The following is a 22,075-nucleotide window of genomic DNA, read 5'->3' as shown; positions in this document are numbered from 1 at the left end:
CCCAATCACCCGGCCGCGCGGGGCGCCGGCCGGGTCACCCCCCCAACCACCCCCCCCCCCCGCCCGCCGCGCCCCGCCCCCCCCCCCCGGGGCCCCCGCCACCGCACCCGCGCTCGCCGCCGAGCGACGCTGGGAGGACCTCGAGGCGGTCGTCCGCGTGGCCGTCGCGGCCGGCCTCGCCGACGTGGCCCCGGTGCTGTGCGAGGTGCTCCGCTCGGACACCAGACCACCCCGCCTGGACCACATCGCGGACGCGCTGGCGCGGCTCCTGCACGACGACGCCGCCGACCTGCCCGCCGCCCGCCACTGCCTGCGCGCCATGGCCACGACGGCCCCCACTGCCGGATCCACCTGATCCTCATCACCTGGCACCCCGACATCTGGCCGCCACCCCTGCCGGCGTTGGCGACCGAAGCCCTCGAAGCCGTCGGCGAACACATACCGCCGCCGCCGTGACGCCAGCGGCGGCCCGCGGACGGTTCGGTGGCCGCTCCCCATCGCGGGGCGGCTCAGCGGGGCGGGCGCGAGGCCCGGACGAGGAAGCGGTGGGCGTGCACGCGCAAGGCGCCCTCGGCGCGGATCTGCTGGTCGATGCGGCGCAGGGCGGTGTCGTACCGGTCGGCGGTGAAGTCCGGGACCTGCCACGGCACGGCGCGCAGCTGGTACACCAGCGCGCCCACGTCGAGGAAGGTGAGCGGCGGCCACTCCTCGCGCACGTCGGTCACGGTGAGGCCGGCCGCCGTCAGCGCTTGGGCCGCCGTTTCGGCATTCCACGCCGCACCGTGGGCGGCCGGGGCTGCCAGGGCGGCGTTGATCGCCGCGCAGTCGTCGCTGCCGACCTGCTGGGTGAGCAGCGTTGCGCCGGGCCGCAGCACCCGCGCGACCTCCTGCGGATCAAGGCGGCCGTGGCGGTTGAGCACGACGTCGACGGAGGCGGACTCGACGGGCAGCGTCCCGTCGGGGGCGAAGCGCACCTCGGCGCCGAGCGGGGCGAGCCGGTCGCGGGCCACGGGCACGTTCGGCGGCCAGCCCTCGACCGCCGTGGTGCTGGCCGGGAGCGGGGCCAGGGAGGCCAGGAACTCGCCGCCGCCCGTGTCGACGTCGAGCAGGGCGGAGCAGCCTCGCAGCAGGTCACGGGCCAGGCCGGGGTACGACCACGACGGCTGCGAGCCCACGGCGCGGCCGTCAAGCCAGCCGAAGTCCCAACCCTCCAGCGGCACCGCGACGGCCTCGGCCACCAGCCGCTCGAACGTGTCCATCGACCGAACGTAGTGCGGTCGGCACAGGCGGTACCACCGAATATGCAACGCAAACCGATCTTGGATCGTCGATGGTACCGTCCCTTACCATGCGGTCCGAAAAAATACCGAGCGGTAAGTCAGCGCGGACCTTCGTCGACCTCGCGCGGCGGGCGCAGCTGGTGGAGTGCGCGATCGACGCGATCGCGGAGCTGGGGCTGGCCAAGGCGTCGCTGGCGGAGGTCGCCAAGCGGGCCGGGGTCACCAAGACGACGATCTTCTACCACTTCGCCAACCGGGAGGAGCTGATCCACGAGGTCTTCGCGTCCGCCCTGCGCCAGGGGGCCGAGTTCATGGCCGCGCGCACCGGGAAGGCGGACGGCCCGGCCGCCGAGCTGCGGGCCTACATCGAGGCGAACGTCGAGTACATCGGCACCCACCGCAAGCACGTGCGGGTGCTGACCGCGATCGCGATGAACTTCACCGACGAGGACGGCCGCACCCGGCTCAGGCACGACGCATCGGTGTACGGCACCAGCCTGGCCCCGCTCCAGGACATCCTGGAGCGCGGCCAACGCGCGGGCGAGTTTCGCGACTTCACCACCCGCACCATGGCCATGACCGTCCGGGCCGCCATCGACGCGATCGGACCCCAGGTCAGCGTCATCCCCGACCTCGACCTCGACGCGTACGCCGAAGACCTCGTCTCCCTGTTCCGCCACGCCACCGAACGGGAGGTCCGCCCGTGAGCCGCGACCGCCGGTCCGGGGCCGCGCTCGCACTGGCGCTGGATGTCGTCGTGCCCCTGGCCGTCTTCTACCTCGCCCGCGCGGCTGGAGTGAACCAGTGGCTCGCGCTGCTGCTGGCCGCGATCGCACCCGCCGCCGGGATCGGCTGGACCTGGGCACGCACCCGGCGCCTGGACCCGACCGCGGTGTTCATCATCGCCACGATGGCGCTGTCGCTGCTGGTCGCACTGGCCACCGGTGACGCCCGCGCGCTGCTGGCGCGGGAGAGCTGGCTGACCGGAGCCGCCGGCCTGTGGATCCTCGGCTCGCTCGCCACCGGGCGACCGTTCCTGCTCGACGTGGCCGGCAAGGTCAGCCCGGCCGGCGCGGCCGCCAGGTTCGACCGGCTGTGGACCGGCAACCCGGTGTTCCACCGCTGGGTGCTCCTGGCCAGCGTCGCCTGGGGCGCCGCATTCCTGCTCGACGCGCTCGTGCGCATCGTGTTCGCCTACACCCTGGCCGTCGACACCGTCCCCGCCGCCGGTACCGTCTCCCTCATCGCCCTGATCGCGCTCGCCCAGGCCGTCGTGATGATCCACGGCAGGCGCAGCGGCGCCCTCGCCCTGCTCCGCGGCCGCGGCTGACGCGGTCGCCCGGGTCCGTCGATCGCGCCGGCGCGGCGATAGGCGTGGCCGGCGGCGCCGCTCGACGAGGACCCGGCCAAGGCGTTCCGGGCGGAGATCGACGCGCTGGCCGTCGTCTGAGAACCCCGGCTGCAGGCCGGCCCACTGGAGGCCAATCCGCTCGACGCCGAGGTCGACGAGTCCGCCCGGGGCCGTGTCCGGCCCCGGGCACTCGATCGCGACGACACTTGTGCCGAGGCTGGTCTACGCCCCCTCGGCACGGAGTCGGCAGGCGAGGGTCACGTGGTGCTTGCCAGGGCATCGCGGAGTGCGGCGGCCAACTCCTTGACCGCGACCTCGGCGTCATCGAACGGGTGGCGGAGGAACTCGTGGATCATTCCGTCGTAGCGGCGCACGGTCGTGGTGACGCCCGCGTCGCGTAGCCGCTGGCCGTACTGCTCGCCTTCGTCGCGCAGCGCGTCGTACTCCGCGGTGATGATGTACGCCGGCGGGAGCCCGGCCAGATCCGGTTCGAGCAGAGGCGAGACGCGCGGGTCGAGTCGTTGTGCCGGGGTGTCGAGGTAGTGGTCCATGAACCAGAACTGCGCCTCCCGCGTGATATTGCCGTAGCGGCCGGCGAGCTGGGTGATGGAGTCGTTCTCGCGCCGGAAGTCGAGGTCGGGGTAGATGAGCAGCTGGAACGCGATACGCGGTGCACCGTTGTCGCGGGCCCTCAGCGCGACGACGGCGGCGAGGTTGCCGCCGGCACTGTCGCCTGCCACGGCCAGCCGATCGGCGTCAACGCCGAGCTCGGCCGCATGCTCGGCGACCCAGGCCGTCGCCGCGAGCCCGGTGTCGATCTGGGTCGGGTACTTGTGTTCGGGGGCGAGCGGATAGTCGACCGAGATCACGACCGTCTCCGCTGCGTTCGCGATGGAGCGCGCGAGGGCGTCGTGGGAGTCGAGGTCGTTGAGCACGTAGCCGCCGCCGTGGAAGAACACGACGACCGGCAGCGGGTCGGCCGCCGACGCCGCCGGCACTGGGCGGTAGATCCGGATCGGAATGTCGCCGGCCTTAGTGGCGGCGATGCTGTCGGTCACCTCGGCGACGGGTTCGACGTCACCGATCGAGGCCGCGGTCAGGCGACGGGCACCTTCGCGCGCCCGCTGCGGCGAGACGGTGTGAAGCCCGACGAAGTTGACGGCGGCAAGCCTGGCCAGATGGGCCTCGACCTGTGGGTGGAGTGGCATGACAAGGTCCTTGTCTGCTCAGTGGATAACTGTCACGATCGAGAGTGCAACTTGAACCACGATTCAAGTCAAGGGGGCGAGATGAACACCGAACTGGACATCGCCGAGGTCGCCGAACGGGCGGACGTGACCGCGTCGGCGCTGCGGTTCTATGAGCGACGCGGCCTGATCGCGTCCGGCGGGCGCAACGGCCTGCGGCGCACCTTCGCTCCAGAGGTCATCGACCGGCTCGTCCTGATCCGCTGCGCGCAGGAGGCGGGTTTCACCTTGGCGCAGATCGCGCAGTTCCTGGTCGCGACGCCCGGCGACGACGAGCTCCGCGAGCGCATGGGGCAGCGGGCGAAGGAACTCGACGAGGAGATCGCACGGTTGATGCGGATGCGCGACAGCCTGCATCACGCCGCGACGTGCACGCACTCGCCCCTGGTGGAGTGCCCCGACTTCAAGAGCCGCCTGCTCCCCGACACGGTCCCAGCTCAGCCGTGAGTCCGCGTTCGATGATGGCGTGACCACGGTGCTCGGATGACGACTCGCCTGCCGCCGCGGTACAGCGCCGTACCATGGAGTGTCGCGTCGGCCCGCCCCAGAGGAGACGTTATGGCCCGCCCTCGAACCGCGCCGCGGGGTCTGGAGCATCCTGGGCCCGACGAGTTCTCGCTGCAGCGGCTGCTGGAGGCGTTGGTCGATCCGGTACGGCGCGCGGCGGTATGCCAGCTGGCGCAGGCCGGTCGGGACATGAGTTGCGGGGCGTTCGACATGCCGGTGTCGCGCTCGACGGCAACGCATCACTTCAGCGTCTTGCGGGAGGCGGGAGTGATCCACCAGTACTACGTCGGGACCATGAAGATGAACGGGCTGCGCACCGCGGAGCTCGAGGCGCGGTTCCCGGGGTTGCTACAGACGCTGATCTCGGCGGAGGACCGGGAGCGGTCCAACTGCGGTAGGCCTGGCTGATCGTCGGGCAGTACCCAAGACCAATCGCCTGTGTGTCACGCCACTATGCCGCTGGCGAAAGTTCGATCACCGTCGTACTACGATAGCCATCGTCATTAGCCCTGCGCGAAGGGGAAGACTGTGGCGAGAGTCGTACGGTTTCACGAACTCGGCGGTCCCGAGGTGCTCCAGATCGAGGAACAGCGGCTGGCGGCTCCGGGGGCGGGTGAGGTGCTGCTCGACGTGGAGGCGATCGGGCTGAACCGCTCTGAGGCCAACTTCCGCCGCGGCCGCTACCTCGACCGGGTCGGCGCGCTGCCGTCCGGGCTCGGCTACGAGGGCGCGGGCCGCGTGCGCACCGTCGGCGAGGGCGTCGCCGGCGTGACGGTGGGCGAGACGGTCAGCGTGCTCCCGGTCTTCCCGCAAAGCCGCTATCACATGTACGGCGAGCAGGCGATCGTGCCCGCCTCCGCCCTGGTGCACCGGCCGCACACCGTCGACGCCGTCACCGGCGCGGCGGTGTGGATGCCGTTCCTGACCGCCTACGGCGCGCTCGTCGACATCGGTCGCCTGCGGCCCGGCGACCATGTGGTGGTCACCGCCGCGTCGAGCAGCGTCGGGCTGGCGGCCATCCAGACCGCACTGCGCGTCGGGGCGATCCCCATCGCGACCACCAACAACCCCGGCAAGGAGCAGCGTCTGCGGGACGAGGGCGCCGCCGCGGTGGTGGTCCCGGGCCGGGACGACGTAGCTACCGCGATCCTCGACCTCACCGCCGGCCGCGGAGCCCAGATCGTCTTCGACGCGGTCGCCGGCCCGGCCGTTGAGGACTTGGCCCGGGCAACCGCCCCCGAGGGCATCCTGTTCGTCCACGGCACCCTGTCCGACCAGCCCACCCCGCTGCCGGGCCTCGACACCATGCGGCCGCTGTTCATCCGCCCGTACACCCTGTTCGAAATCACCGGCGACGCGCGCCGCCTGCAGCGTGCCCAGCACTTCATCACCACCGGCCTGCAATCCGGCGCCTTCGCCCCGGTCATCGACCGCGCTTTCGCGCTGGACGACATCGTCCAGGCCCACGCGTACCTGGAATCCGGCAAGCAGATCGGCAAGGTCGTCGTCACCGTCGCCCACCAGGAGGCATCCGCATGAAGTTCGGATTCATCATGTTTCCCACGCGCGAAGCCATCCCACCCGGCGAGTTCGGCGCACTGCTCGAAGACCGCGGATTTGAGTCGCTGTTCATGCCCGACCACACCCACATCCCCGCCGTCACCCCGGAACGCTATGACGTGCTGAACATCGCCCCGGAGTTCAAGAACGGCATGGACGCGTTCGTTGCGCTCGGCGCGATCGCCCAGGCCACCACCACCCTCACCATCGGTACCGCCGTCCTGCTCGTCAGCGAACGCGATCCCATCATCACCGCCAAAGAAGTCGCCTCCGTCGACGTGCTCTCCGGGGGACGCATGCAGTTCGGTGTCGGACCCGGCTGGATCTACCAGGAGATGCGCCACCACGGCACCGACCCCGCCGACCGGTTCCGCGTCATGCGCGAACGAGTCGAGGCCATGCAACACATCTGGACCCACGATGTCGCCACCTACCACGGCGAATTCGTCAACTTCGACCACATCACTTCCTGGCCCAAACCCGTCCAGCGTCCCCACCCGCCGATTCTCGTCGCCGGCAACGGCCCTCGCGTCGCCGAACGCGTCATCGCCTACGGCGACGAATGGATCCCGATGCTTCGCCCCGGAGTCCTCGACCACATCACCCACTTCAAGAAGACCGCCCGCAAACCGGGAACCGACGAGCCGATCCCCGTCACCCTCTTCGGCGGCGACCTCGCCGACGTCGACGCCTACGCCGCCGCCGGCGTCGACCGCGTCCTGTTCTGGGTACGACCCACCCCAAGCAAAGCCATGATCGAAATCGTCGACAACATAGCCATCCAACTTGGCCGACGACTGCGTTGAACAGGCCGAACGGCCAGACCGTTCGATCTGTCATGTTCGCCGGCGTCAGCCCCGTCGGCGCTGTGCCAGCAGTTGCCGGCAAGGCCGGTAGCGTCCCCGCTATGCCGTTAGCTCCTGGACCGACGGTCCTTGAAGGCCGCTATGCGCGACTGGCCGAGCGACTCGCGAGAGGCTAGACACCACACCAGGTCAGCTTGTCGTCGTCGGCCGCGGCGGCGTCGGCTTCGATGAAGAACTGCGCGTTCAGGGGCGCCGGGCGAGGTACTCCCGCAGCCCGGCCGGCCACAGCTCCAGTTCCCGGTCGACGAAGTCCTCCGCGTCGTTCGATGGTCCTTCGATCCGGTGCAACCGCGGCTTGTCCAGCGTCCGGCCCGGCAGCACCAGGTGCTCGAGTTCGGGTCGGAACGGAACGTTTCCAGTGTGCGATCCGGGCGCGTGCCTGACCATCGACGACCAGCTCAGACCGTGGGGACCACCGCCATCAGCCGCCGGTAACGGTCATCACGTGCCCGAATCGGTGACCGCACGGGGGCCGTGGACGAGCATGGCGGCGTACTGGCGCACGATCCAGCTGCGGAGCCGATCGTCGGCATCGTTCCAGACAAAGCGCAGATACATCAGTGCGGAGTACGACGGATGCTCCTGATGGAACAGGACCAGTACCGCCGCCGTCCCCGGCGAGGCGTCGTTGAGGTACACGTCGAAGGCAACTCGCGGACGGGTCACGGCCCCCAGACACAGAGCACGAACATCACCATGACGGCGAGGACGACCACGACGGTGACGAGCAGGCGCGGTATCGCCGCCGCCAACAGCCGGTTCCTCCGATCCGCCCTCGACCACTCGGCCGGGACTCGCTCGACGCCCGGGCCGCCGTGCAGCCGGGCCAGCAAGGCATCGACGGCCTCCGCAGTGGCGCCGCGGGCAGCGAGCCAGGTCACGACCTCGGGTGGCCCAGTGCGCACGAGGGCCGCGAGGAGGTGCTCGGTGCCAATGTGCTCGGCCCGCTCCCGCAGCGCGACGCGTAGCGCCTGCTCCAGCATCGCCCGTGTCTCGCGGTCGAAGCGCAGGTAGGGCGGAGCACCACTCACGCTGGCCGGCGGCGCGGCGCCGACAGTCCCGGAGTCAGTGGTGGGCGGCCCGGTGGCGGGCGAGGGGTCAACGACGGGAGGGTCCCAGATCTCGGCGATGTTGCCCAACGGCGCGGACAGTGCCTCCGCCAGGTCCCACAGCGTCATCTGACGCCGGTCCGCGGCCAGGGCAAAGCGCGGGATGCGCGCGATCACCGCCTGGGTGTCGGTCGTCATCCGCTTGAACACAAGCGATCTTTCTACCCGACGCAGGTCGGTGGATGGAAGGCACCTTTTTGTTCAGTAAGGTATCCGCCGGGTCGGGGACGAACGATCGTGCAGCAGGGCGGCCGCATCACTCCCAGACGCGCAGCGCAGACGTTCCGCGCTCAATGATCCGCGGCCGTGCACTCATTTTGGCTTCCGAGAACTGTGCGGCCCAACTCGTCCCGACGCTCGCAGCGCGCCGATCACGGCTCACCCGATCAAGCCGCCGCCGGCGGTGTGGTCCCCGGACTCTTCCAGCCGGTGCTGGCTGGACTGTTGGGCGGCCTCGTCCACCTTGCTCGGCAGTGCGGAGATCGTGGTGGTCATCGGCGACGGCTGGGACGATCGACGCTCAGCGTGGTCTCGGACCGTGCGGTGCTGCATTGCCGGCCGTCCGACGCCACAGATCGCGGTATGCCACTCGGCGGCTCCAGCAATACTTCCCCGCCCGCCCGCCCAGCCGGGCGGCGGCCAGCCATTGCGGATCGAAGTGCTCGGCTGTGACGTCGATCTGCTCGACCGGCAGACCGGGCGGGATCGACAGGTCCACGTGCGTGGCCTTCCGCCGCACGTCGAGGACTCGGATCGCACGTAGGTGCCGCAGGCCCGCCAGAATCATGTACCGGACCATAACCGCGCGACTTGCGGTATGAGCGTGCACCATTTGACATTGTCGTTACCGTTCGGGGCGGTGATTCTGGGCGAGGTCGGGGATAATCAATACATGGGGCAGCTGTCATTCTTCAGTCGCACGGAATTGGCTGCCATGCGTGACCGCACCAGGTCTCGGCGCTATTGTCCGGCAACGGAGCAGTTCCGTCGGGAACATGAGCGGCATCGAGCGTGGGGCCTTGCTCAACGGCACGCCGAGAAGCTACGCCGCATCCATGGTGGCGTCCCGCCGGTGACCGCGGCCGACGATCAGCGGCCCGACCCGGCCCCCGCGCCGGTCCCGCCGACGCTACCACCCGAACAGGCCGAACACCCTGCCGAACACCCCGCCGACCGGGTCGTCGCCGACCACACCGACCCCGCACCGCCGGACCGGGAGAGCGACACCGCAGCGTCCGGGCGCGCCCGCGCGGGCCATCACGCACCAACACCACCGCCGCCGTCACACCGGCCCGCCAATGCGGCAACGCGTCGAACAACCGGCCACCACCCGCGCTCATCGGCAGCGTATCGCAGCCGGCTCTTGCATCTGCCACATCCGGCCGGCTGTCAATTCCGCCAAAGCCCGCGAAAGGTCGAGCACCATCCCAACGCGCCACCGGCGGAGCATTTCAGTGAATACGCGCTCATCGGCTACTTATCTACTGAACCTGGCAGCGTGACGATGGCCGAACCTGAAGCGCACATGAGACCGAAAGCCGCATAACTGGCCATCATCGGTTGGGTGCGGGTAGACCCGTGGTTGAAGCCGGGATGTCACCGCCGGAGTCGCCTCAGATCTCCAGCACCCCGCCACCCGGACCCTGCTCCCGTCCGAGCGAGGTCAACGCCAGCACGCCCTGCCCCCGCACGCGCGTGTGCGCACCAACCCCGCCGGGATCGATGGAGATCACGCGCAGCACCTCGCTGAGCGTCGGTTCCCCCAACTCGATCTCGAACGGCAACGGCTCCCCCCGCTCGTCGTCCGGGTACGCCTCCGGATCGCACCACCGCACCACCCGGCCCTCGCTCGCCACGAGCCAACCGGAGCTGTAGTAATGACACTCCCCGAGCTTCGCGCTCACGCCCGCGCAGATCGGCATCGCCTCCGCTGGCGTCACGAGATCGCCGAACACGAAAAACCACCCGTCGACAGCGGCGGTGCCGGATTCCACCGGCTGCACTACGACGAAAACCCCATACGCATGGTCACCGGCTCAGGGGCGGACAGCCCGAACGCTTCGAGGACGGCCGCCTGCTCAACGGCCACAGCCCGGTCGACCTTCGCCCCGACGTCGCCCGGGCGCACGTCGCATTCGCGCGCGAGTCGCTTGGCCTCGTCCAGGTCCCCCGGGCGCGGGCCAACGCGATCGCCATCCCGGCAGCGGCATCCGCCGCGACGGCCCGCGACGGCACCGCGAACCACGGCTCGAACTCGCGGCGGTCTGGGCGAGCAGCCAGCTGGGCAGGCTATCCCGCCGGGCGGGCGTCGTCTCGACTGGGTTCTCCGTGTGACAAGTCCAACGAATCGTTCGGACCACAAATGATCGTGATACCGTTTGAGCGTCAAACGTTAGCCATATAAACGTTTAGAGTTTGAACGATTCCGCTGGAGGCAACAACCATGATCGAGCCGTTCCGCATCGACATCCCGCAGGCCGACCTCGACGATCTGACCGACCGGCTCTCCCGTACCCGTTGGCCCAACGAGGTCGCCGACGCCGGGTGGGACTACGGCTTCCCCCTCTCCCGGCTCAAGGAACTGGCCGAATACTGGCGCATCGGCTACGACTGGCGCGAGCACGAGGCCAAGCTCAACGAGCTTCCGCACTTCATCACCGAGATCGACGGCCAGAACATCCACTTCGTCCACGTCCGGTCTCCGAAGCCGGACGCGCTCGCGCTGATCCTCACCCACGGCTGGCCCGGTTCGTTCCTGGAGTTCCTCGACGTGATCGAGCCACTGTCGCGCGACTTCCACCTGGTGATTCCGTCGATCCCGGGTTTCGGCTTCTCCGGGCCCACCCACGAGCGCGGCTGGGACATCGTCCGGGTCGCGCGGGCCTGGGCCGAGCTGATGCGCCGTCTCGGGTACGAGCGCTATGGCGCGCAGGGCGGCGACTTCGGCGCGGGCATCTCCCTGGCGCTCGGCGCGGTGGCACCCGAACAGGCCGTCGGGGTGCACGTCAACTACCTGCCGACCCGGCCGGTCCCGGACGCCGACATCGAACTGTCCGAAACCGATGAGGCCCGGCTGGACAAGGTCAGGCAGCTGATGGCGAACCGTCCGCCCTACCAGACGCTGCAGGCCACCACCCCGCAGACCATCGGCTACGCGCTGACCGACTCGCCGGTCGGCCAACTGGTCTGGATCGCCGAACGCTTCGCACAGTGGACCGACCCGCGCTCGCCGATCAGTGACGAGCGGATGCTCACCGACATCTCGCTGTACTGGCTGACCGCCACCGCGGCTTCCTCAGCGCGACTGTCCCGGGAGACCCCGCGCGGGACCGAGCCGTGCCCGGTACCGGTTGGGGTGGCGGTGTTGCCACACGACATCACCCAGTCGGTGCGACCGCTGGCCGAGCAACTCTATGACATCAGGCACTGGTCGGAGTTTGAACGCGGCGGCCACTTCGCCGCGATGGAGGTGCCCGATGTGCTCGCCGAGGACATCCGGGACTTCTTCCTCACCCACATCAAGTGACCCGAACGTCAGCTCCGAACTCCTTGAGGAGGCCATCATGACCAGCACCGAAGCCCTGATCCGCGCACTCGCCGACCGCGCCGAACTTGCCGACCTGGTCGCCCGCCACAGCTTGTGGATCGACGAGGGCCGCTACGGCGAGACCGACCGGCTCTTCACCGAAGATGTCGTCGTCAAGTCCCCGCGTGGGGAGGCTCGCGGCATAACGGCGCTCATCGAACTCGTGCGCTCGGGCCACGACACGTACCTCCGCACCCTGCACAGCAAGTCCAACCTCATCATCGAGGTCGACGGCCAGACCGCCACGGTACGGGCCCACGACATCGCCGTGTTCGTCATCGACGACAAGACCGAGGCCCTTGCGGCCGGCGTGCACCGCTACGGAGCGCGCCGCACCGAGTACGGCTGGCGCTTCGACCACCTTGTAGTCACCCCGGTCGCACTGACCAAAGCCCTCGACCGCGCCCTCTAGGGCCAGAAGACACTGCTGGCCGCGAACTCACCCATCACCCCGGAGCTTCGCGGCCAACAGCCGTTCGCCTTCGCCGAGTCCAGCCGCACCATCCCGCCCTTGGCACCGACAGAGGCATGGAGGTTGTCGGCAGCGCTGCAGCGTCGAGCCAGCCGCGCTCGGCGAGCAGGCATCCCCAGCCAGGAGCCGGAAGGTGCGTCCGACCCGTACGAATGACGTCGGAAGGGCTCGACCTCGCCGGCGCGCAGGTCCGGCCGTGCCAGGACGGAAGCCTTTGCCTCCCGAGCCAGTCACCGCCTGTGACGAGCACTGGCCGGCCATCGCGCACCAACGGCGGCAGATAAGGATGGCCGATCACGCAGCTTGACCTCGATGGAGTTGCGCGCGGCGGCGCACGTTGGAAACGGGGGTACCACTCCCGCGGAGCGTTCGTCTGCCCATGTCGACCACGATGACAGGGCTTTGGAACTCCGCGGGAACGCGTTACGGCCGTCGTCCAGACGCTATGGCGCAACGGTTTCGACGGTGCGGTTGCCGCGCAGCAGCCAGGCGGCGCGGTGTGCGGTCGGCGGCTATGGTTCGGGCATGGTCACCTTTCCGGTCGATGACGTCACGCCCGCTGTCACGCCGCTGCCGACCCGGCCGCTCGGCGGGTTGTTCCCCGACGCCCTGGCGTTCGGTGGCGACCCGGCGCTGCCGGCGCTCGACCCGGACGGGGTGCACCCACTGCTCAGCGCCGTCGCCCGGGCGTTCGCCGAGCATCGACCGCTGGTGCTGTCGCCCGACGCGGTGTGGCTGACCATCGCGCACGGCGTCGCCCAGCACGTCCGCCTCCACGCCGAGCACCTGCGCCCGCGGCTGGTCCGCCACACCGGCAAAAAGCGGCTCACCGTGACCATCGACGGGGCAATGCCACACGACGCCGCCTCATGGGCGCACCTGACCGGGTCGTTCGCCAAGCTGCTCACCGCCGAGATCGACGACGCCAACCTGTTCGAGTGCGACTTCTCCACGAGCACGGACGTCGAGCGGACGGCTGGGCGGGTGGTGCTGCTCGATGTCTATTCGCCGTACTTCTCGCTGTGGCTGAAGTGCCTCTGCGGCATCCCCTCCGTGACGCTGACCGGCACGGTTGAGGACTGGCGACGTATCCGCGCCCGGGTCGACGCGATCGCCGGCTTCGGCCTGGAGACGTGGTGCCGGTCGCTCGCGCCGATCGCCGACGAATTCGTCCGGGCCGCGGCGGGCGACCCGGATCCGAAGTTCTGGCGGCGGATCTACAACCCGATCGATGCGTACGGCGGTGATGTGATCACCGGCTGGGTGGTCCGTTTCTATCCGTACCTCAAGGGCACCACGGTCGACGTGCCGAACACACTGCTGGAGCTCCCGATCGGCGAGCCGCGTGACGTGACCGTGGATCCGGGCGGCTTCTACGCCGGCCCAGGCGTCCAGAGCTCCTCGGTCCCCGCCACGCTGTCGCGCGTGGTCGTCAACGTCAACGATCGGGTTGCCGGCGACAACCGGGTGGTGGCCCTGTGCGGCGGCCTTGTCGGCGTCGCCCAGGACCCCGACGGCGCGCTGTGGCCGGTCGCGGGGTGGTACCTGGCGCCGGCGGTCATCGAGATCGACGACGTGATCGACCGGATCGTACGTGAGCACGACACCACCCCGGCGCAGGACATACCTGGTGAGGCGCCCGTCGAGGTGATCGCGCTCTATCACCGCGTCGGCTCCGCGACGCTGTTCGGCGGCCGCTGGCGGCTGGTGCCGGCGAGCGAGCGCCGCTACGTCGACAGCGACCTCCCGGACCTGTGGATCGAGACGCTCGTCGACCTGGCCGACGGCCGGACCATCGCCTCGACCACCGACGTGTCCACGATGACGACGTACTGGGTGCTGTGCCGGGTGGCGGAGGTCGACGAGCCGGGACGGTCCGCGCCCCGGTTCCGCCTGACCGACGGCCCAGCCGACGTCCCGGTGCTCGGCACCTCCCTCGCCATGCTGCTCGACGCTGCCCTGGACTCCGGCGGCAACGTCGCGCTCCTGGAGACCGGCCGCCTCGACCAACTTGACGCAGTGACCAGCTAAACCGCTGCCAATCGCCCATGGGCAGTTCGCGGTTCAGGCCACCGCATGGTCATCGTGCTGGCCGCGCCCATGTGGGCGACTGGTGTAGCCGGCTGTTGGATCTGGTGTAGGCCTCGGGCCCTCGATCCGGCGAGGCATTCTCGACCGCACTGACATCGGCAGGACGGATGCCTCTGCCTCGCCGAGCCAGTCACCATCTGTGGCGAGCACTGGCCAGCCGCCGCGCACCAACGGCGGCGTGAGCGTGCACCATTTGACATTGTCGTTACCGTCCGGGGCGGTGATTCTGGGCGGGCTCTGGGATAATCAATGCGTGGGGCAGTTGTCATTCTTCAGTCGCACGGAATTGGCTGCCATGCGTGACCGGACCAGGTCTCGGCGCTATTGTCCGGCAACGGAGCAGTTCCGTCGGGACCATGAGCGACATCGAGTGTGGGGCCTTGCTCAGCGGCACGCCGAGAAGCTACGCCGCATCCACGGTGGCGTCCCGCCGGTGACCGCGGCCGACGACCGGCGGGACCGGCCCGGCCCGGCCCCCGCGCCGGTCCCGCCGACGCTACCGCCCGAACAGGCCGAACACCCCGCCGACCGAGTCGTCGCCGACCACACCGACCCCGCACCGCCGGACCGCAAGGGCGGCACCGCAGAGACCGGGCGCGCCCGCACGGGCCGTCGCCCACCACCGCCGCCGTCACGCCGGCCCGCCAGCGCGGCAACGCGTCGAACAATCGGCCGCCATCCGCGCTCATCGGCAACGTATCGCAGCCGGTTCCTGCATCCGCCGCGTCCGGCCGGCTGTCAATTCCGCCGAAGCCTGCGAAAGGTCGAGCACCATCCCAACGCGCCACCGGCGGAGCACTTCAGTGAATACGCGCTCATCGACAGTATGCGGGTGATCTTCGATCACCTGCGCCCTGGCGGGCCGCATAATGCGTGATATGTAGCGTGATCGAGGCACTGCGTGACCCGATTGAGGAGCCTCACGATCACCTACATATCAAACAGATGGGCGCAGCCGATCACGGCCGACCCGGCCGCTGGCAAAGGCCTGTATGGCCATCGCCGTAGTGCCGAGAGGAATCCGGTACGGCCGGCTGCCCGATGCGGGCGGAAGCGGGTCCCGGAGCAAGCCCGTCAACCGCATCGAAGACCCCTTGTGGCCGCAAGCTCACGCCGACGTGCACGATCGCCGAGAGCGGGTGGACCGTTCTCGCGCGAGAGGTTGATGGCGCTCGGCGAGGCCGGGCTGCGGTGCAGTGGTGGGGCGCCTGGTCCGGCACTACAGCTCCGGGTGGCGATGGGCAGGGCGGCCACGGCGCAGAGGCGGGAGGTACCAGGCCGGCAATCGCGTAGGCCTGCCAGTAGGCGTCCCCGATGGCGGCGGTGGCCACTGCCTCGGCGAGCTGGGCGGGTGACAGGTACCGGGCCATGACGGCCAGGCCACCGACGCGCCACTGCTCGCGGCGGACTTGCTGGATAACAGCTTGGCTTGCCGTTGCCGGGCGATGACTGCGCCGAGATGCATTGACGTTCGGCCATACTGCATGGGTCTTGCCCGCCGTTGTGCATGGAGTTCCCCGATGGGGCGGCGCGTGGGTTGCGGATTCGCGATGATGGTGGCTGCGCCAGGCGACGGGTGACCGGACTGCGGGGGATGCGGTGGATGAGCACGTGGCAGGGTTCGTGACGACCTTCCAGGCCTTTCTGGACGAGGTTGTGCAGGAGCATCGGCAGCGGCGGGACGAGGACGGCCCGGCGCTCAACGTCGTGCTGGGCCAGCACTTGGGCGCGGATCCGCGGCGGCTGCCGGTGGTCACCGAGGACATTCCGGCGCATCTATTCGTTGATCTTGATATCGCGTTGAGTGAGGTGCAGCAGGTCGCGGGCGATCACCAACTGATCGGTGTGGGTAGCGGGGAGCAGCGCCGCCACCAGTCGCTGAGCGAGATTCTCGACCATGCCGGTCGGTATGGGCAGTTCCCGATCACCGCGGTCGACTACGTAAGCATCGCTACCGGTCCGGACACGTCCCGCCAGGCGGTCTCCTTCGGGCTGCGCCTGTTCGTCTACAACGGGGTGGCGGTCGTGGTGTTGCAACGTTCGGCGGAGCCGCGGTTTGGGCAGTTGGCCGCGCGGATGGAGGTCATCACACCGGTGGAGGGTGTCGCTGCGGACCTGATCGCTGCCGTGCGCTCGCTCATGTTGCAGCGGTCGGTGCTGCGCGGGCAGGTGTTGTCGCTGGGTGGCTCGTCATACGAGCGGGGGGTCGGCGAGATTACCTTCCACCGGCGTCCTTCGGTACACCGCGACGACGTCATTCTCCCGGCAGGTGTGCTGGACCGGGTCGGCCGCCACGTCGGTGGCATCGCCGTGCACCGTGACCTGCTGCGCGCCGCCGGCCAGCACCTCAAGCGCGGGCTGCTGCTCTACGGCCCGCCCGGCACCGGCAAGACCCACACGGTACGTTACCTGCTCGGCGCTCTGCCGGAGTTGACCGTGCTGTTGCTGGCTGGGCCGGCCATCGCGTACGTCGCAGAGGCCGCACGGATGGCGCGGGCCTTGCAGCCCGCTCTCGTGGTGCTCGAGGACTGCGACCTGGTGGCCGACAGCCGCGACCGGCACACCGGCCCCCAGCCGATGCTGTTCACGGTGCTGGAGACGCTGGACGGTCTCGGTGATGACGCCGACATCGCCTTCCTGCTGACCACGAACCGGATCAACGTCCTGGAACCCGCGCTCGCCCAGCGACCCGGTCGCGTCGACCTGGCCGTCGAGATACCGCTACCCGACACGGACGCCCGCCACCGCCTCATGCGGCTCTACGCCCGAGACCTGCCATTCACCGCGGCGGCACTGGAGCGGGCCGCGGAACGCACCGGCGGCGTCACCGCGTCGTTCGCCAAGGAGCTCATGCGCCGGGCCGTGCTGATCGCCGCCGACGCCGGACGCGCCCCTGCCGACGACGACCTCGATCAAGCGCTCGACGAGATGCTGTCCCAGGCAGAATCGATCACCCGCTCACTGCTCGGCACCCCACATGATCAGGCGCAGGTCGGAGAGGTGGCCGTAGGGGTCAGGGAGCGGCAGCGCGTCGATCCGGGAACGTGACGGTCACGCTCAGCCCGCCTCCGGCGAGTGGGCTGGCGCTCACCTCGGCGCCGTGGGCCTGGGCGATCGCGCGCACGATGGCCAGCCCGAGGCCGTAGCCCTCGGCGCCGGAGCGGACCCGCTGGGTGCCGAGGCGCTGGAAGGGCTGGAACAGGCGGTCGAGCTCCTCGTGCGGTACCGGTGGACCCGTATTGGCGATCGTGAGCGTCGGGCCTTCGGTGGTGACGTCCACCCGCCCGCCCTCGACATTGTGCTTGATCGCGTTGTCGACCAGGTTGGTCACCAGGATCTCGGCGAGTTGCTCGTCGCCGGTCACGGGGGCCGGGGCCAGCGACAGCACGAAGGAAACGTGATCAGCCGGACGGGCACCGACCACCCGCCGGGTCACCGAAGCCAGGTCGAACGGCGCGGGGCGCTCGATGCCCTGCTCGCCGGTGGCCAGGGTCAGCAGCGCGTCGATCAGCCGCGCCTGCGTCTCGCCCAGCGCCAGGACCTCGCGGCCCGCCTCGCGCAGGGTGTCGGCGGAGGCGGCCGGGTCGGCCAGGGCGACCTGCAGCAGGGCTCGCTGGGCGGTGAGCGGGGTGCGCAGCTCGTGCGAGGCGTTGGCCACGAAGCGCCGCTGGGCCACGAACGACGCCTCCAGGCGGCCGAACAGGTCGTCGAGGGTGCCGGCCAGCTCGGCGAACTCGTCGCGGCGGCCGGTGAGGCCGAGCCGGCGGTGCAGGTTGGTGGCCGAGATGTCCCGGGCGGTGTCGATCATGACCCGCAGCGGGCGGAGGAACCGGCCGGCGACCACCCAGCCGAGCACGATCGAGATCAGCACCATGACGGCGAAGGCGATGCCCGTCACCCCGAGCAGGTGGTTGCCGACCGGGGTGCCCTGGCCCGGCAGCGGCGGGCCGCCCTGGTCGTTTACGGGCCGCGTGTGGCTGGCGCCGAGCAGCGGCACCGCGACCAGGGCGGCGCCGGAGACGAAGAACGGCCCGGCGTAGAGGAGGGTGAGCTGGCGGCGCAACGAGCGACGGCTGCGGGCCATGTCAGGCCTCCCCGATCCGGTAGCCGGCCTCGCGGACGGTGTGCACGACGGGCGGGTCGCCGAGGCGGGCCCGCAGCCGCCGTACCGTCGTCTTCACCGTGGTCGTGAACGGGTCCGCGGCCTCGTCCCAGACCCGCTCGAGCAGCTCCTCGGCGGAGACCGGGCGCCCGCCGGCCGCCATGAGGCACTCCAGCACGCCGAACTCCTTGGGGGTGAGCTCCAGGCGGCGGCCGGCCCGGGTGGCGACGCGCTGGGCGGGGTCGAGGGTGAGGTCGCCGGCGGTGAGCACCGGGGGCAGGGCGGTGGACGGGCGCCGGGCGAGGGCCCGGATGCGGGCCACCAGCTCGTCGAAGTCGAACGGCTTGGGCAGGTAGTCGTCGGCGCCGAGGCCGAGGCCCTCGATCCGGTCGCGCACGGTGCCGGACGCGGTCAGCATGAGCACCCGGCTGGCCGGGTGGGCGGCCACGATGTGGCGGCAGACGTCGTCGCCGCCGACGCCGGGCAGGTCCCGGTCGAGGACGACCACGTCGTACCGGGTGACGGCGAGGCGCTCCAGCGCATCGGTGCCGTCGAGCACCACGTCGACGGCCAGGCCCTCCCGGCGCAGGCCGGTGCCGATGGTCCGGGCGAGGATCCCGAAGTCTTCCACGACGAGCACACGCATGGCTCCACCATGCCAAACGCGCGGTGACACCGTGGTGTCACCGACCGGCGCGTAGACCGGACGCCATGATTACGGTTGAGGGCCTGCGCAAACGGTTCGGGCCCAATCTCGCGCTGGACGGGATGACGTTCACCGTCCGCCCCGGGCACGTCACCGGGTTCGTCGGCCCGAACGGCGCCGGCAAGTCCACCACCATGCGGGTCGTGCTCGGCCTCGACGCCGCCGAGGAGGGCACGGCGCTGGTCGGCGGGAAGCCGTACCGCAGCCTGGACCGGCCGCTGTGCCACCTCGGCTCGCTGCTGGACGCCGCCGCCCTGCAGCCCGGCCGCACGGCCCGCAACCACCTGCTGTGGCTCGCCCACTCGCAGGGCCTGCCGGGCCGCCGCGTCGACGAGGTGCTGGAGCTGACCGGCCTCGGCGGCGTCGGGCGGCGCCGGGCCGGGGGCTACTCCCTCGGCATGCGCCAGCGCCTCGGCGTCGCCGCCGCCCTGCTCGGCGACCCGTCCGCGCTCATGCTCGACGAGCCGTTCAACGGCATGGACCCGGAGGGCATCATCTGGATGCGTACCTTCCTGCGCGACCTGGCCGCCCAGGGCCGGGCGGTGCTCGTCTCCAGCCACCTCATGAGCGAGCTGCAGGGCACCGCCGACCACGTCGTGGTGGTCGGGCGGGGCCGGGTGATCGCCGACGCGAGCGTGGCGCAGCTGCTGGCCGGCGTGGCCAACGGCCGGATCACCGTGCGCTCCGCCGCGATCGACGATGCCGCAGGTGTACTGCGGGCAGCCGGCGCCACCGTGACCCGCAACGGCGACGGCACCCTCACCGTGGCCGGGCCGGCGGCCGAGGACGTCGTCGCCGCGCTCGGCAAGGCCGGCGTGCCCTTCTCCGAGGTCGCCGCGCACCGGGCCACGCTCGAGGACGCCTACCTCGAGCTGACCCGCGACGCCGTCGAGTTCCGGGGGGCGGCCCGATGAGCTTCCTGCGTCTGCTGCGCGCCGAGTGGACGAAGCTGCGCACCGTGCGCGGCTGGATCATCGGGCTGCTCGCCGGCGGCCTGGTCATCGTCGTCTTCGGCCTCGCCCCGGGCCGGCAGGGCTCCTGCGGCCAGCACGGCCCGGGGTCCGACTGCACCCCGCTGCACAGCGCCGACGGCCGCGAGGTCACGGACTCGTTCACGTTCGTGCACCGCACCCTGACCGGCGACGGCACCATCACCGCCCGGGTCGCCGACCTGAGCGGCAAACTGTTCGACGACGGTAACCATCTCGTCCCGTGGGCCAAGGCCGGCCTCATCGTGAGGGACGGCACGACCCAGGGCGCGGCGTACGCGGCCGTCATGCGCACCGGCGAGCACGGGGTGCGGCTGCAGTACGACTACACCCACGACCAGGCGGGCGCCTCCGGCGGCGGGGCGGTGTGGCTGCGCCTGACCCGCACCGGCGAGGTCATCAAGGCGGAGCAGTCCGCCGACGGCTCGGCGTGGACGACGGTCGGGACGGCGCGGCTGCCCGGGCTGCCGCAGACCGTGACGGCCGGGTTGTTCGTGACGTCCCCGGAGTACTCCACGCAGGTCAACGAGTCCGTGGTGCTCACCGGCGTCAAGGGCGGCCCCAGCCAGGCCACGGCCGCGTTCGACCACCTGGCCACGGCCGGCTCGTGGTCCCAGGACTGGGAGGGGACCATTCTCGGCGCGCGGTCCGGCCCCGCCGCCTACAACGTGGCCCGCTTCGAGCAGACCGCCGAAGGCTGGACGCTCACCGGCTCCGGCGACATCGCGCCCTCGACGGCGGGCGGCGGCGGCGTGAGCGTCACCCAGACCCTCGTCGGCACGTTCGTCGGCCTCATCTTCATGGTGGTCGTCGGGGCCATGTCGGTCACCGCCGAGTTCCGCCGCGGCCTCATCCGCACCACCTTCGCCGCCGGCCCGCACCGCGCCCGGGTGCTCGCCGCCAAGGCCCTCGTGACCGGCGCGGTCGCCTTCGCCGCCGGCCTCGTCGCGGCGTGGGTCGTGGTGCGGTTCGGCGTCGGCGTGCTGCGGGACAACGGGGTGTACGTCAGCCCCGTCCCCGCCGCGACCGAGGCCCGGATGATCGCCGGCACGGCCGCGCTCCTGGCCGGCTGCGCGGTCCTCGCCGTCGGGCTGGGCGCCCTGCTGCGCCGGGGTGTCACCGCCGTCACCGTGTCGATCGTGGTGATCGTGCTGCCGTACCTGCTGTCGGTCACCGTCCTGCCGCTGCGCGCCTCCGACTGGCTGCTGCGGGTCACCCCGGCGGCGGCCTTCGCGCTGCAGCAGGCCGAGCCGCGATGGGCGCAGATCGACACCGTCTACTCGCCCGCCGACGGGTACTTCCCGCTGAGCGCCTGGGGCGGCCTCGCGGTGCTCGCCCTGTGGATCGCCGCCGTGCTCGGCGGGGCCGCCGTCGCGCTGCGCCGGAGGGACGCGTGAAGGGGGCCCTGCTGGCCGAGTGGACGAAGCTGCGCACGTCCCCCGGCACCTGGTGGCTGCTCGCCGGGGTGATCGCGGCGACGATCGGGCTGAGCGCGGGGGCGGCCGCGGCGGTTTCCTGCCGTACCGTGTGCACGGCCGACCTCACCAAGGTCTCCCTGACCGGCGTAGAGCTCGGCCAGGCCGTGGTCGCGATCCTGGCGGCGCTCGCGATCGGCAACGAGTACAGCAGCGGCATGGTCCGGGTCAGCCTGGCCGCCGTGCCTCGCCGCACCCGCCTGCTGCTGGCCAAGGCGGTCGTCACGTCGGTCGTCGTCCTCGCCGCCGCGGTCCTCGGCGTGGCCGGCTCGGTGCTCACCGGCCACCTGCTGCTGCCCGCCCACGAGTTCCTCTGGCGGCCGGCGGTGGGGTCGGTGCTGTACCTGGAGCTGATCGCCCTGCTGAGCCTGGGCGTGGCGACCGCGGCCCGCCAGCCGGCCGCCGCGGCCGGCGTCGTGCTCGGCCTGCTCTATGCGTGGCCGGTCGTGGCTCGCGTGGTGACCGACCCGACGTGGTCGCGGCGGCTGGACCAGATCGGCCCGATGAGTGCCGGCACCGCCGTGCAGGCCACCCGGGATCTCGCGGCCCTGCCGATCGCCCCCTGGTCCGGCCTGGGGGTGCTGTCCCTGTGGGCCCTGGCCGGGCTGCTGGCGGGCTGGCTCCTGCTGCTGCGCCGCGACGCCTGACCGGCGCCGCCGCGCGACCGGCGTCGCGGGACGGATGCCAGCTTCCGGGGCTGAACCGGGAACCCCGGAGGCTGGCACCGCTACCGC

At 70.9% G+C, this 22,075-nt stretch carries 25 protein-coding genes; 16 read left to right on the top strand and 9 right to left on the bottom strand.

What is annotated here, in order from left to right:
- Window positions 1-157: 157 nt before the first annotated feature.
- On the top strand, window positions 158-355 hold the full coding sequence (locus tag AB0M46_RS40695) for a hypothetical protein (RefSeq protein ID WP_363345232.1): 198 nt from the start codon (window positions 158-160) through the stop codon (window positions 353-355).
- Between the two features lie 154 nt (window positions 356-509).
- On the opposite strand, the gene AB0M46_RS40690 is transcribed toward AB0M46_RS40695, so the two are convergent.
- On the bottom strand, window positions 510-1,259 hold the full coding sequence (locus AB0M46_RS40690) for a class I SAM-dependent methyltransferase (protein WP_363345231.1): 750 nt from the start codon (window positions 1,257-1,259) through the stop codon (window positions 510-512).
- A gap of 89 nt (window positions 1,260-1,348) precedes the next feature.
- On the opposite strand from AB0M46_RS40690, the gene AB0M46_RS40685 reads away from it, so the two are divergent.
- Window positions 1,349-1,987, top strand: a complete 639-nt coding sequence (locus AB0M46_RS40685) for a TetR/AcrR family transcriptional regulator (RefSeq protein ID WP_363345230.1) — start codon at window positions 1,349-1,351, stop codon at window positions 1,985-1,987.
- Window positions 1,984-2,610 (top strand): VC0807 family protein, encoded by a 627-nt coding sequence (locus AB0M46_RS40680; RefSeq protein ID WP_363345229.1) that lies wholly within the window; start codon window positions 1,984-1,986, stop codon window positions 2,608-2,610. The genes AB0M46_RS40685 and AB0M46_RS40680 overlap by 4 nt, the downstream gene beginning before the upstream one ends.
- Window positions 2,611-2,888: 278 nt before the next feature.
- Here AB0M46_RS40680 and AB0M46_RS40675 read toward each other — a convergent pair whose 3' ends face one another.
- On the bottom strand, window positions 2,889-3,839 hold the full coding sequence (locus AB0M46_RS40675; protein WP_363345228.1) for an alpha/beta hydrolase: 951 nt from the start codon (window positions 3,837-3,839) through the stop codon (window positions 2,889-2,891).
- A gap of 81 nt (window positions 3,840-3,920) precedes the next feature.
- Here AB0M46_RS40675 and AB0M46_RS40670 point away from each other — a divergent pair, with 81 nt between their 5' ends.
- From AB0M46_RS40670 to AB0M46_RS40655, 4 genes are all read left to right on the top strand, one after another.
- Entirely contained in the window at window positions 3,921-4,325 is a 405-nt protein-coding gene (locus AB0M46_RS40670) for a MerR family transcriptional regulator (protein WP_363345227.1), read from the top strand.
- Window positions 4,326-4,436: 111 nt separating this feature from the next.
- Entirely contained in the window at window positions 4,437-4,793 is a 357-nt protein-coding gene (locus tag AB0M46_RS40665; protein ID WP_363345226.1) for a helix-turn-helix transcriptional regulator, read from the top strand.
- Between the two features lie 120 nt (window positions 4,794-4,913).
- The gene (locus AB0M46_RS40660; RefSeq protein WP_363345225.1) at window positions 4,914-5,924 is read left to right on the top strand and encodes a zinc-dependent alcohol dehydrogenase family protein; all 1,011 of its coding nucleotides are present in this window, start codon (window positions 4,914-4,916) and stop codon (window positions 5,922-5,924) included.
- A complete protein-coding gene (locus AB0M46_RS40655) occupies window positions 5,921-6,751 on the top strand; it encodes an LLM class F420-dependent oxidoreductase (protein WP_363345224.1) in 831 nt (276 codons plus the stop codon). The genes AB0M46_RS40660 and AB0M46_RS40655 overlap by 4 nt, the downstream gene beginning before the upstream one ends.
- Window positions 6,752-6,994: 243 nt before the next feature.
- Here AB0M46_RS40655 and AB0M46_RS40650 read toward each other — a convergent pair whose 3' ends face one another.
- From AB0M46_RS40650 to AB0M46_RS40635, 4 genes are all read right to left on the bottom strand, one after another.
- Complete coding sequence (locus AB0M46_RS40650) at window positions 6,995-7,132, bottom strand: hypothetical protein (protein WP_363345223.1); 138 nt, start codon at window positions 7,130-7,132, stop codon at window positions 6,995-6,997.
- Between the two features lie 120 nt (window positions 7,133-7,252).
- Window positions 7,253-7,450: a hypothetical protein gene (locus AB0M46_RS40645; RefSeq protein ID WP_363345222.1), complete on the bottom strand. Its 198-nt coding sequence runs from the start codon at window positions 7,448-7,450 to the stop codon at window positions 7,253-7,255.
- Between the two features lie 23 nt (window positions 7,451-7,473).
- Window positions 7,474-8,058 carry a hypothetical protein gene (locus AB0M46_RS40640; RefSeq protein WP_363345221.1) on the bottom strand — a complete coding sequence of 195 codons (585 nt, stop codon included), beginning with the start codon at window positions 8,056-8,058 and terminating at the stop codon, window positions 7,474-7,476.
- A 382-nt stretch (window positions 8,059-8,440) separates the two neighbouring features.
- Window positions 8,441-8,707, bottom strand: coding sequence for a hypothetical protein (locus AB0M46_RS40635; RefSeq protein ID WP_363345220.1), 267 nt, complete (start codon window positions 8,705-8,707; stop codon window positions 8,441-8,443).
- 72 nt (window positions 8,708-8,779) lie between these two features.
- On the opposite strand from AB0M46_RS40635, the gene AB0M46_RS40630 reads away from it, so the two are divergent.
- The gene (locus AB0M46_RS40630) at window positions 8,780-9,466 is read left to right on the top strand and encodes a hypothetical protein (RefSeq protein ID WP_363345219.1); all 687 of its coding nucleotides are present in this window, start codon (window positions 8,780-8,782) and stop codon (window positions 9,464-9,466) included.
- 67 nt (window positions 9,467-9,533) lie between these two features.
- Here the strand turns inward: AB0M46_RS40630 and AB0M46_RS40625 are convergent, their stop codons facing one another.
- The gene (locus AB0M46_RS40625) at window positions 9,534-9,914 is read right to left on the bottom strand and encodes a hypothetical protein (protein WP_363345218.1); all 381 of its coding nucleotides are present in this window, start codon (window positions 9,912-9,914) and stop codon (window positions 9,534-9,536) included.
- A gap of 449 nt (window positions 9,915-10,363) precedes the next feature.
- Here AB0M46_RS40625 and AB0M46_RS40620 point away from each other — a divergent pair, with 449 nt between their 5' ends.
- The 5 genes from AB0M46_RS40620 (at window position 10,364) to AB0M46_RS40600 (ending at window position 17,117) form a co-directional block, all read left to right on the top strand.
- Window positions 10,364-11,446 carry an epoxide hydrolase family protein gene (locus AB0M46_RS40620; protein WP_363345217.1) on the top strand — a complete coding sequence of 361 codons (1,083 nt, stop codon included), beginning with the start codon at window positions 10,364-10,366 and terminating at the stop codon, window positions 11,444-11,446.
- A gap of 37 nt (window positions 11,447-11,483) precedes the next feature.
- Window positions 11,484-11,918, top strand: a complete 435-nt coding sequence (locus tag AB0M46_RS40615) for a nuclear transport factor 2 family protein (RefSeq protein WP_363345216.1) — start codon at window positions 11,484-11,486, stop codon at window positions 11,916-11,918.
- Between the two features lie 585 nt (window positions 11,919-12,503).
- The gene (locus AB0M46_RS40610; RefSeq protein ID WP_363345215.1) at window positions 12,504-14,009 is read left to right on the top strand and encodes a DUF4419 domain-containing protein; all 1,506 of its coding nucleotides are present in this window, start codon (window positions 12,504-12,506) and stop codon (window positions 14,007-14,009) included.
- Window positions 14,010-14,502: 493 nt separating this feature from the next.
- A complete protein-coding gene (locus AB0M46_RS40605) occupies window positions 14,503-14,946 on the top strand; it encodes a hypothetical protein (protein ID WP_363345214.1) in 444 nt (147 codons plus the stop codon).
- Window positions 14,947-15,680: 734 nt separating this feature from the next.
- On the top strand, window positions 15,681-17,117 hold the full coding sequence (locus AB0M46_RS40600) for an AAA family ATPase (RefSeq protein ID WP_363345213.1): 1,437 nt from the start codon (window positions 15,681-15,683) through the stop codon (window positions 17,115-17,117).
- On the opposite strand, the gene AB0M46_RS40595 is transcribed toward AB0M46_RS40600, so the two are convergent.
- Window positions 17,083-18,153 (bottom strand): HAMP domain-containing sensor histidine kinase, encoded by a 1,071-nt coding sequence (locus tag AB0M46_RS40595; RefSeq protein WP_363345212.1) that lies wholly within the window; start codon window positions 18,151-18,153, stop codon window positions 17,083-17,085. The genes AB0M46_RS40600 and AB0M46_RS40595 overlap by 35 nt on opposite strands.
- Window position 18,154: 1 nt before the next feature.
- Window positions 18,155-18,817 carry a response regulator transcription factor gene (locus AB0M46_RS40590; RefSeq protein ID WP_363345211.1) on the bottom strand — a complete coding sequence of 221 codons (663 nt, stop codon included), beginning with the start codon at window positions 18,815-18,817 and terminating at the stop codon, window positions 18,155-18,157.
- Window positions 18,818-18,882: 65 nt separating this feature from the next.
- Here AB0M46_RS40590 and AB0M46_RS40585 point away from each other — a divergent pair, with 65 nt between their 5' ends.
- Genes AB0M46_RS40585 through AB0M46_RS40575 form a run of 3 tightly spaced genes read left to right on the top strand, consistent with a single transcriptional unit; the run spans window position 18,883 to window position 21,988 of the window.
- Complete coding sequence (locus AB0M46_RS40585) at window positions 18,883-19,791, top strand: ATP-binding cassette domain-containing protein (protein WP_363345210.1); 909 nt, start codon at window positions 18,883-18,885, stop codon at window positions 19,789-19,791.
- Window positions 19,788-21,263, top strand: a complete 1,476-nt coding sequence (locus tag AB0M46_RS40580) for an ABC transporter permease subunit (protein ID WP_363345209.1) — start codon at window positions 19,788-19,790, stop codon at window positions 21,261-21,263. The genes AB0M46_RS40585 and AB0M46_RS40580 overlap by 4 nt, the downstream gene beginning before the upstream one ends.
- On the top strand, window positions 21,260-21,988 hold the full coding sequence (locus tag AB0M46_RS40575) for an ABC transporter permease (RefSeq protein ID WP_363345208.1): 729 nt from the start codon (window positions 21,260-21,262) through the stop codon (window positions 21,986-21,988). The genes AB0M46_RS40580 and AB0M46_RS40575 overlap by 4 nt, the downstream gene beginning before the upstream one ends.
- Window positions 21,989-22,075 lie beyond the last annotated feature (87 nt).

The organism is Dactylosporangium sp. NPDC051485 (assembly GCF_040682015.1).
Lineage (GTDB): Bacteria > Actinomycetota > Actinomycetes > Mycobacteriales > Micromonosporaceae > Dactylosporangium.
Note: the sequence above shows the minus strand (reverse complement) of the source record. Positions and strands in the feature narration are given on the sequence as shown.

Excerpts from the sequence above, each read along its gene's own strand:
- AB0M46_RS40690 (WP_363345231.1), bottom strand. The coding sequence starts at position 1,259 with ATGGACACGTTCGAGCGGCTGGTGGCCGAGGCCGTCGCGGTGCCGCTG.
- AB0M46_RS40685 (WP_363345230.1), top strand. The coding sequence starts at position 1,349 with ATGCGGTCCGAAAAAATACCGAGCGGTAAGTCAGCGCGGACCTTCGTC.
- AB0M46_RS40675 (WP_363345228.1), bottom strand. The coding sequence starts at position 3,839 with ATGCCACTCCACCCACAGGTCGAGGCCCATCTGGCCAGGCTTGCCGCC.
- AB0M46_RS40670 (WP_363345227.1), top strand. The coding sequence starts at position 3,921 with ATGAACACCGAACTGGACATCGCCGAGGTCGCCGAACGGGCGGACGTG.
- AB0M46_RS40665 (WP_363345226.1), top strand. The coding sequence starts at position 4,437 with ATGGCCCGCCCTCGAACCGCGCCGCGGGGTCTGGAGCATCCTGGGCCC.
- AB0M46_RS40655 (WP_363345224.1), top strand. The coding sequence starts at position 5,921 with ATGAAGTTCGGATTCATCATGTTTCCCACGCGCGAAGCCATCCCACCC.
- AB0M46_RS40640 (WP_363345221.1), bottom strand. The coding sequence starts at position 8,058 with ATGACGACCGACACCCAGGCGGTGATCGCGCGCATCCCGCGCTTTGCC.
- AB0M46_RS40635 (WP_363345220.1), bottom strand. The coding sequence starts at position 8,707 with ATGATTCTGGCGGGCCTGCGGCACCTACGTGCGATCCGAGTCCTCGAC.
- AB0M46_RS40620 (WP_363345217.1), top strand. The coding sequence starts at position 10,364 with ATGATCGAGCCGTTCCGCATCGACATCCCGCAGGCCGACCTCGACGAT.
- AB0M46_RS40615 (WP_363345216.1), top strand. The coding sequence starts at position 11,484 with ATGACCAGCACCGAAGCCCTGATCCGCGCACTCGCCGACCGCGCCGAA.
- AB0M46_RS40610 (WP_363345215.1), top strand. The coding sequence starts at position 12,504 with ATGGTCACCTTTCCGGTCGATGACGTCACGCCCGCTGTCACGCCGCTG.
- AB0M46_RS40595 (WP_363345212.1), bottom strand. The coding sequence starts at position 18,153 with ATGGCCCGCAGCCGTCGCTCGTTGCGCCGCCAGCTCACCCTCCTCTAC.
- AB0M46_RS40590 (WP_363345211.1), bottom strand. The coding sequence starts at position 18,817 with ATGCGTGTGCTCGTCGTGGAAGACTTCGGGATCCTCGCCCGGACCATC.
- AB0M46_RS40585 (WP_363345210.1), top strand. The coding sequence starts at position 18,883 with ATGATTACGGTTGAGGGCCTGCGCAAACGGTTCGGGCCCAATCTCGCG.
- AB0M46_RS40580 (WP_363345209.1), top strand. The coding sequence starts at position 19,788 with ATGAGCTTCCTGCGTCTGCTGCGCGCCGAGTGGACGAAGCTGCGCACC.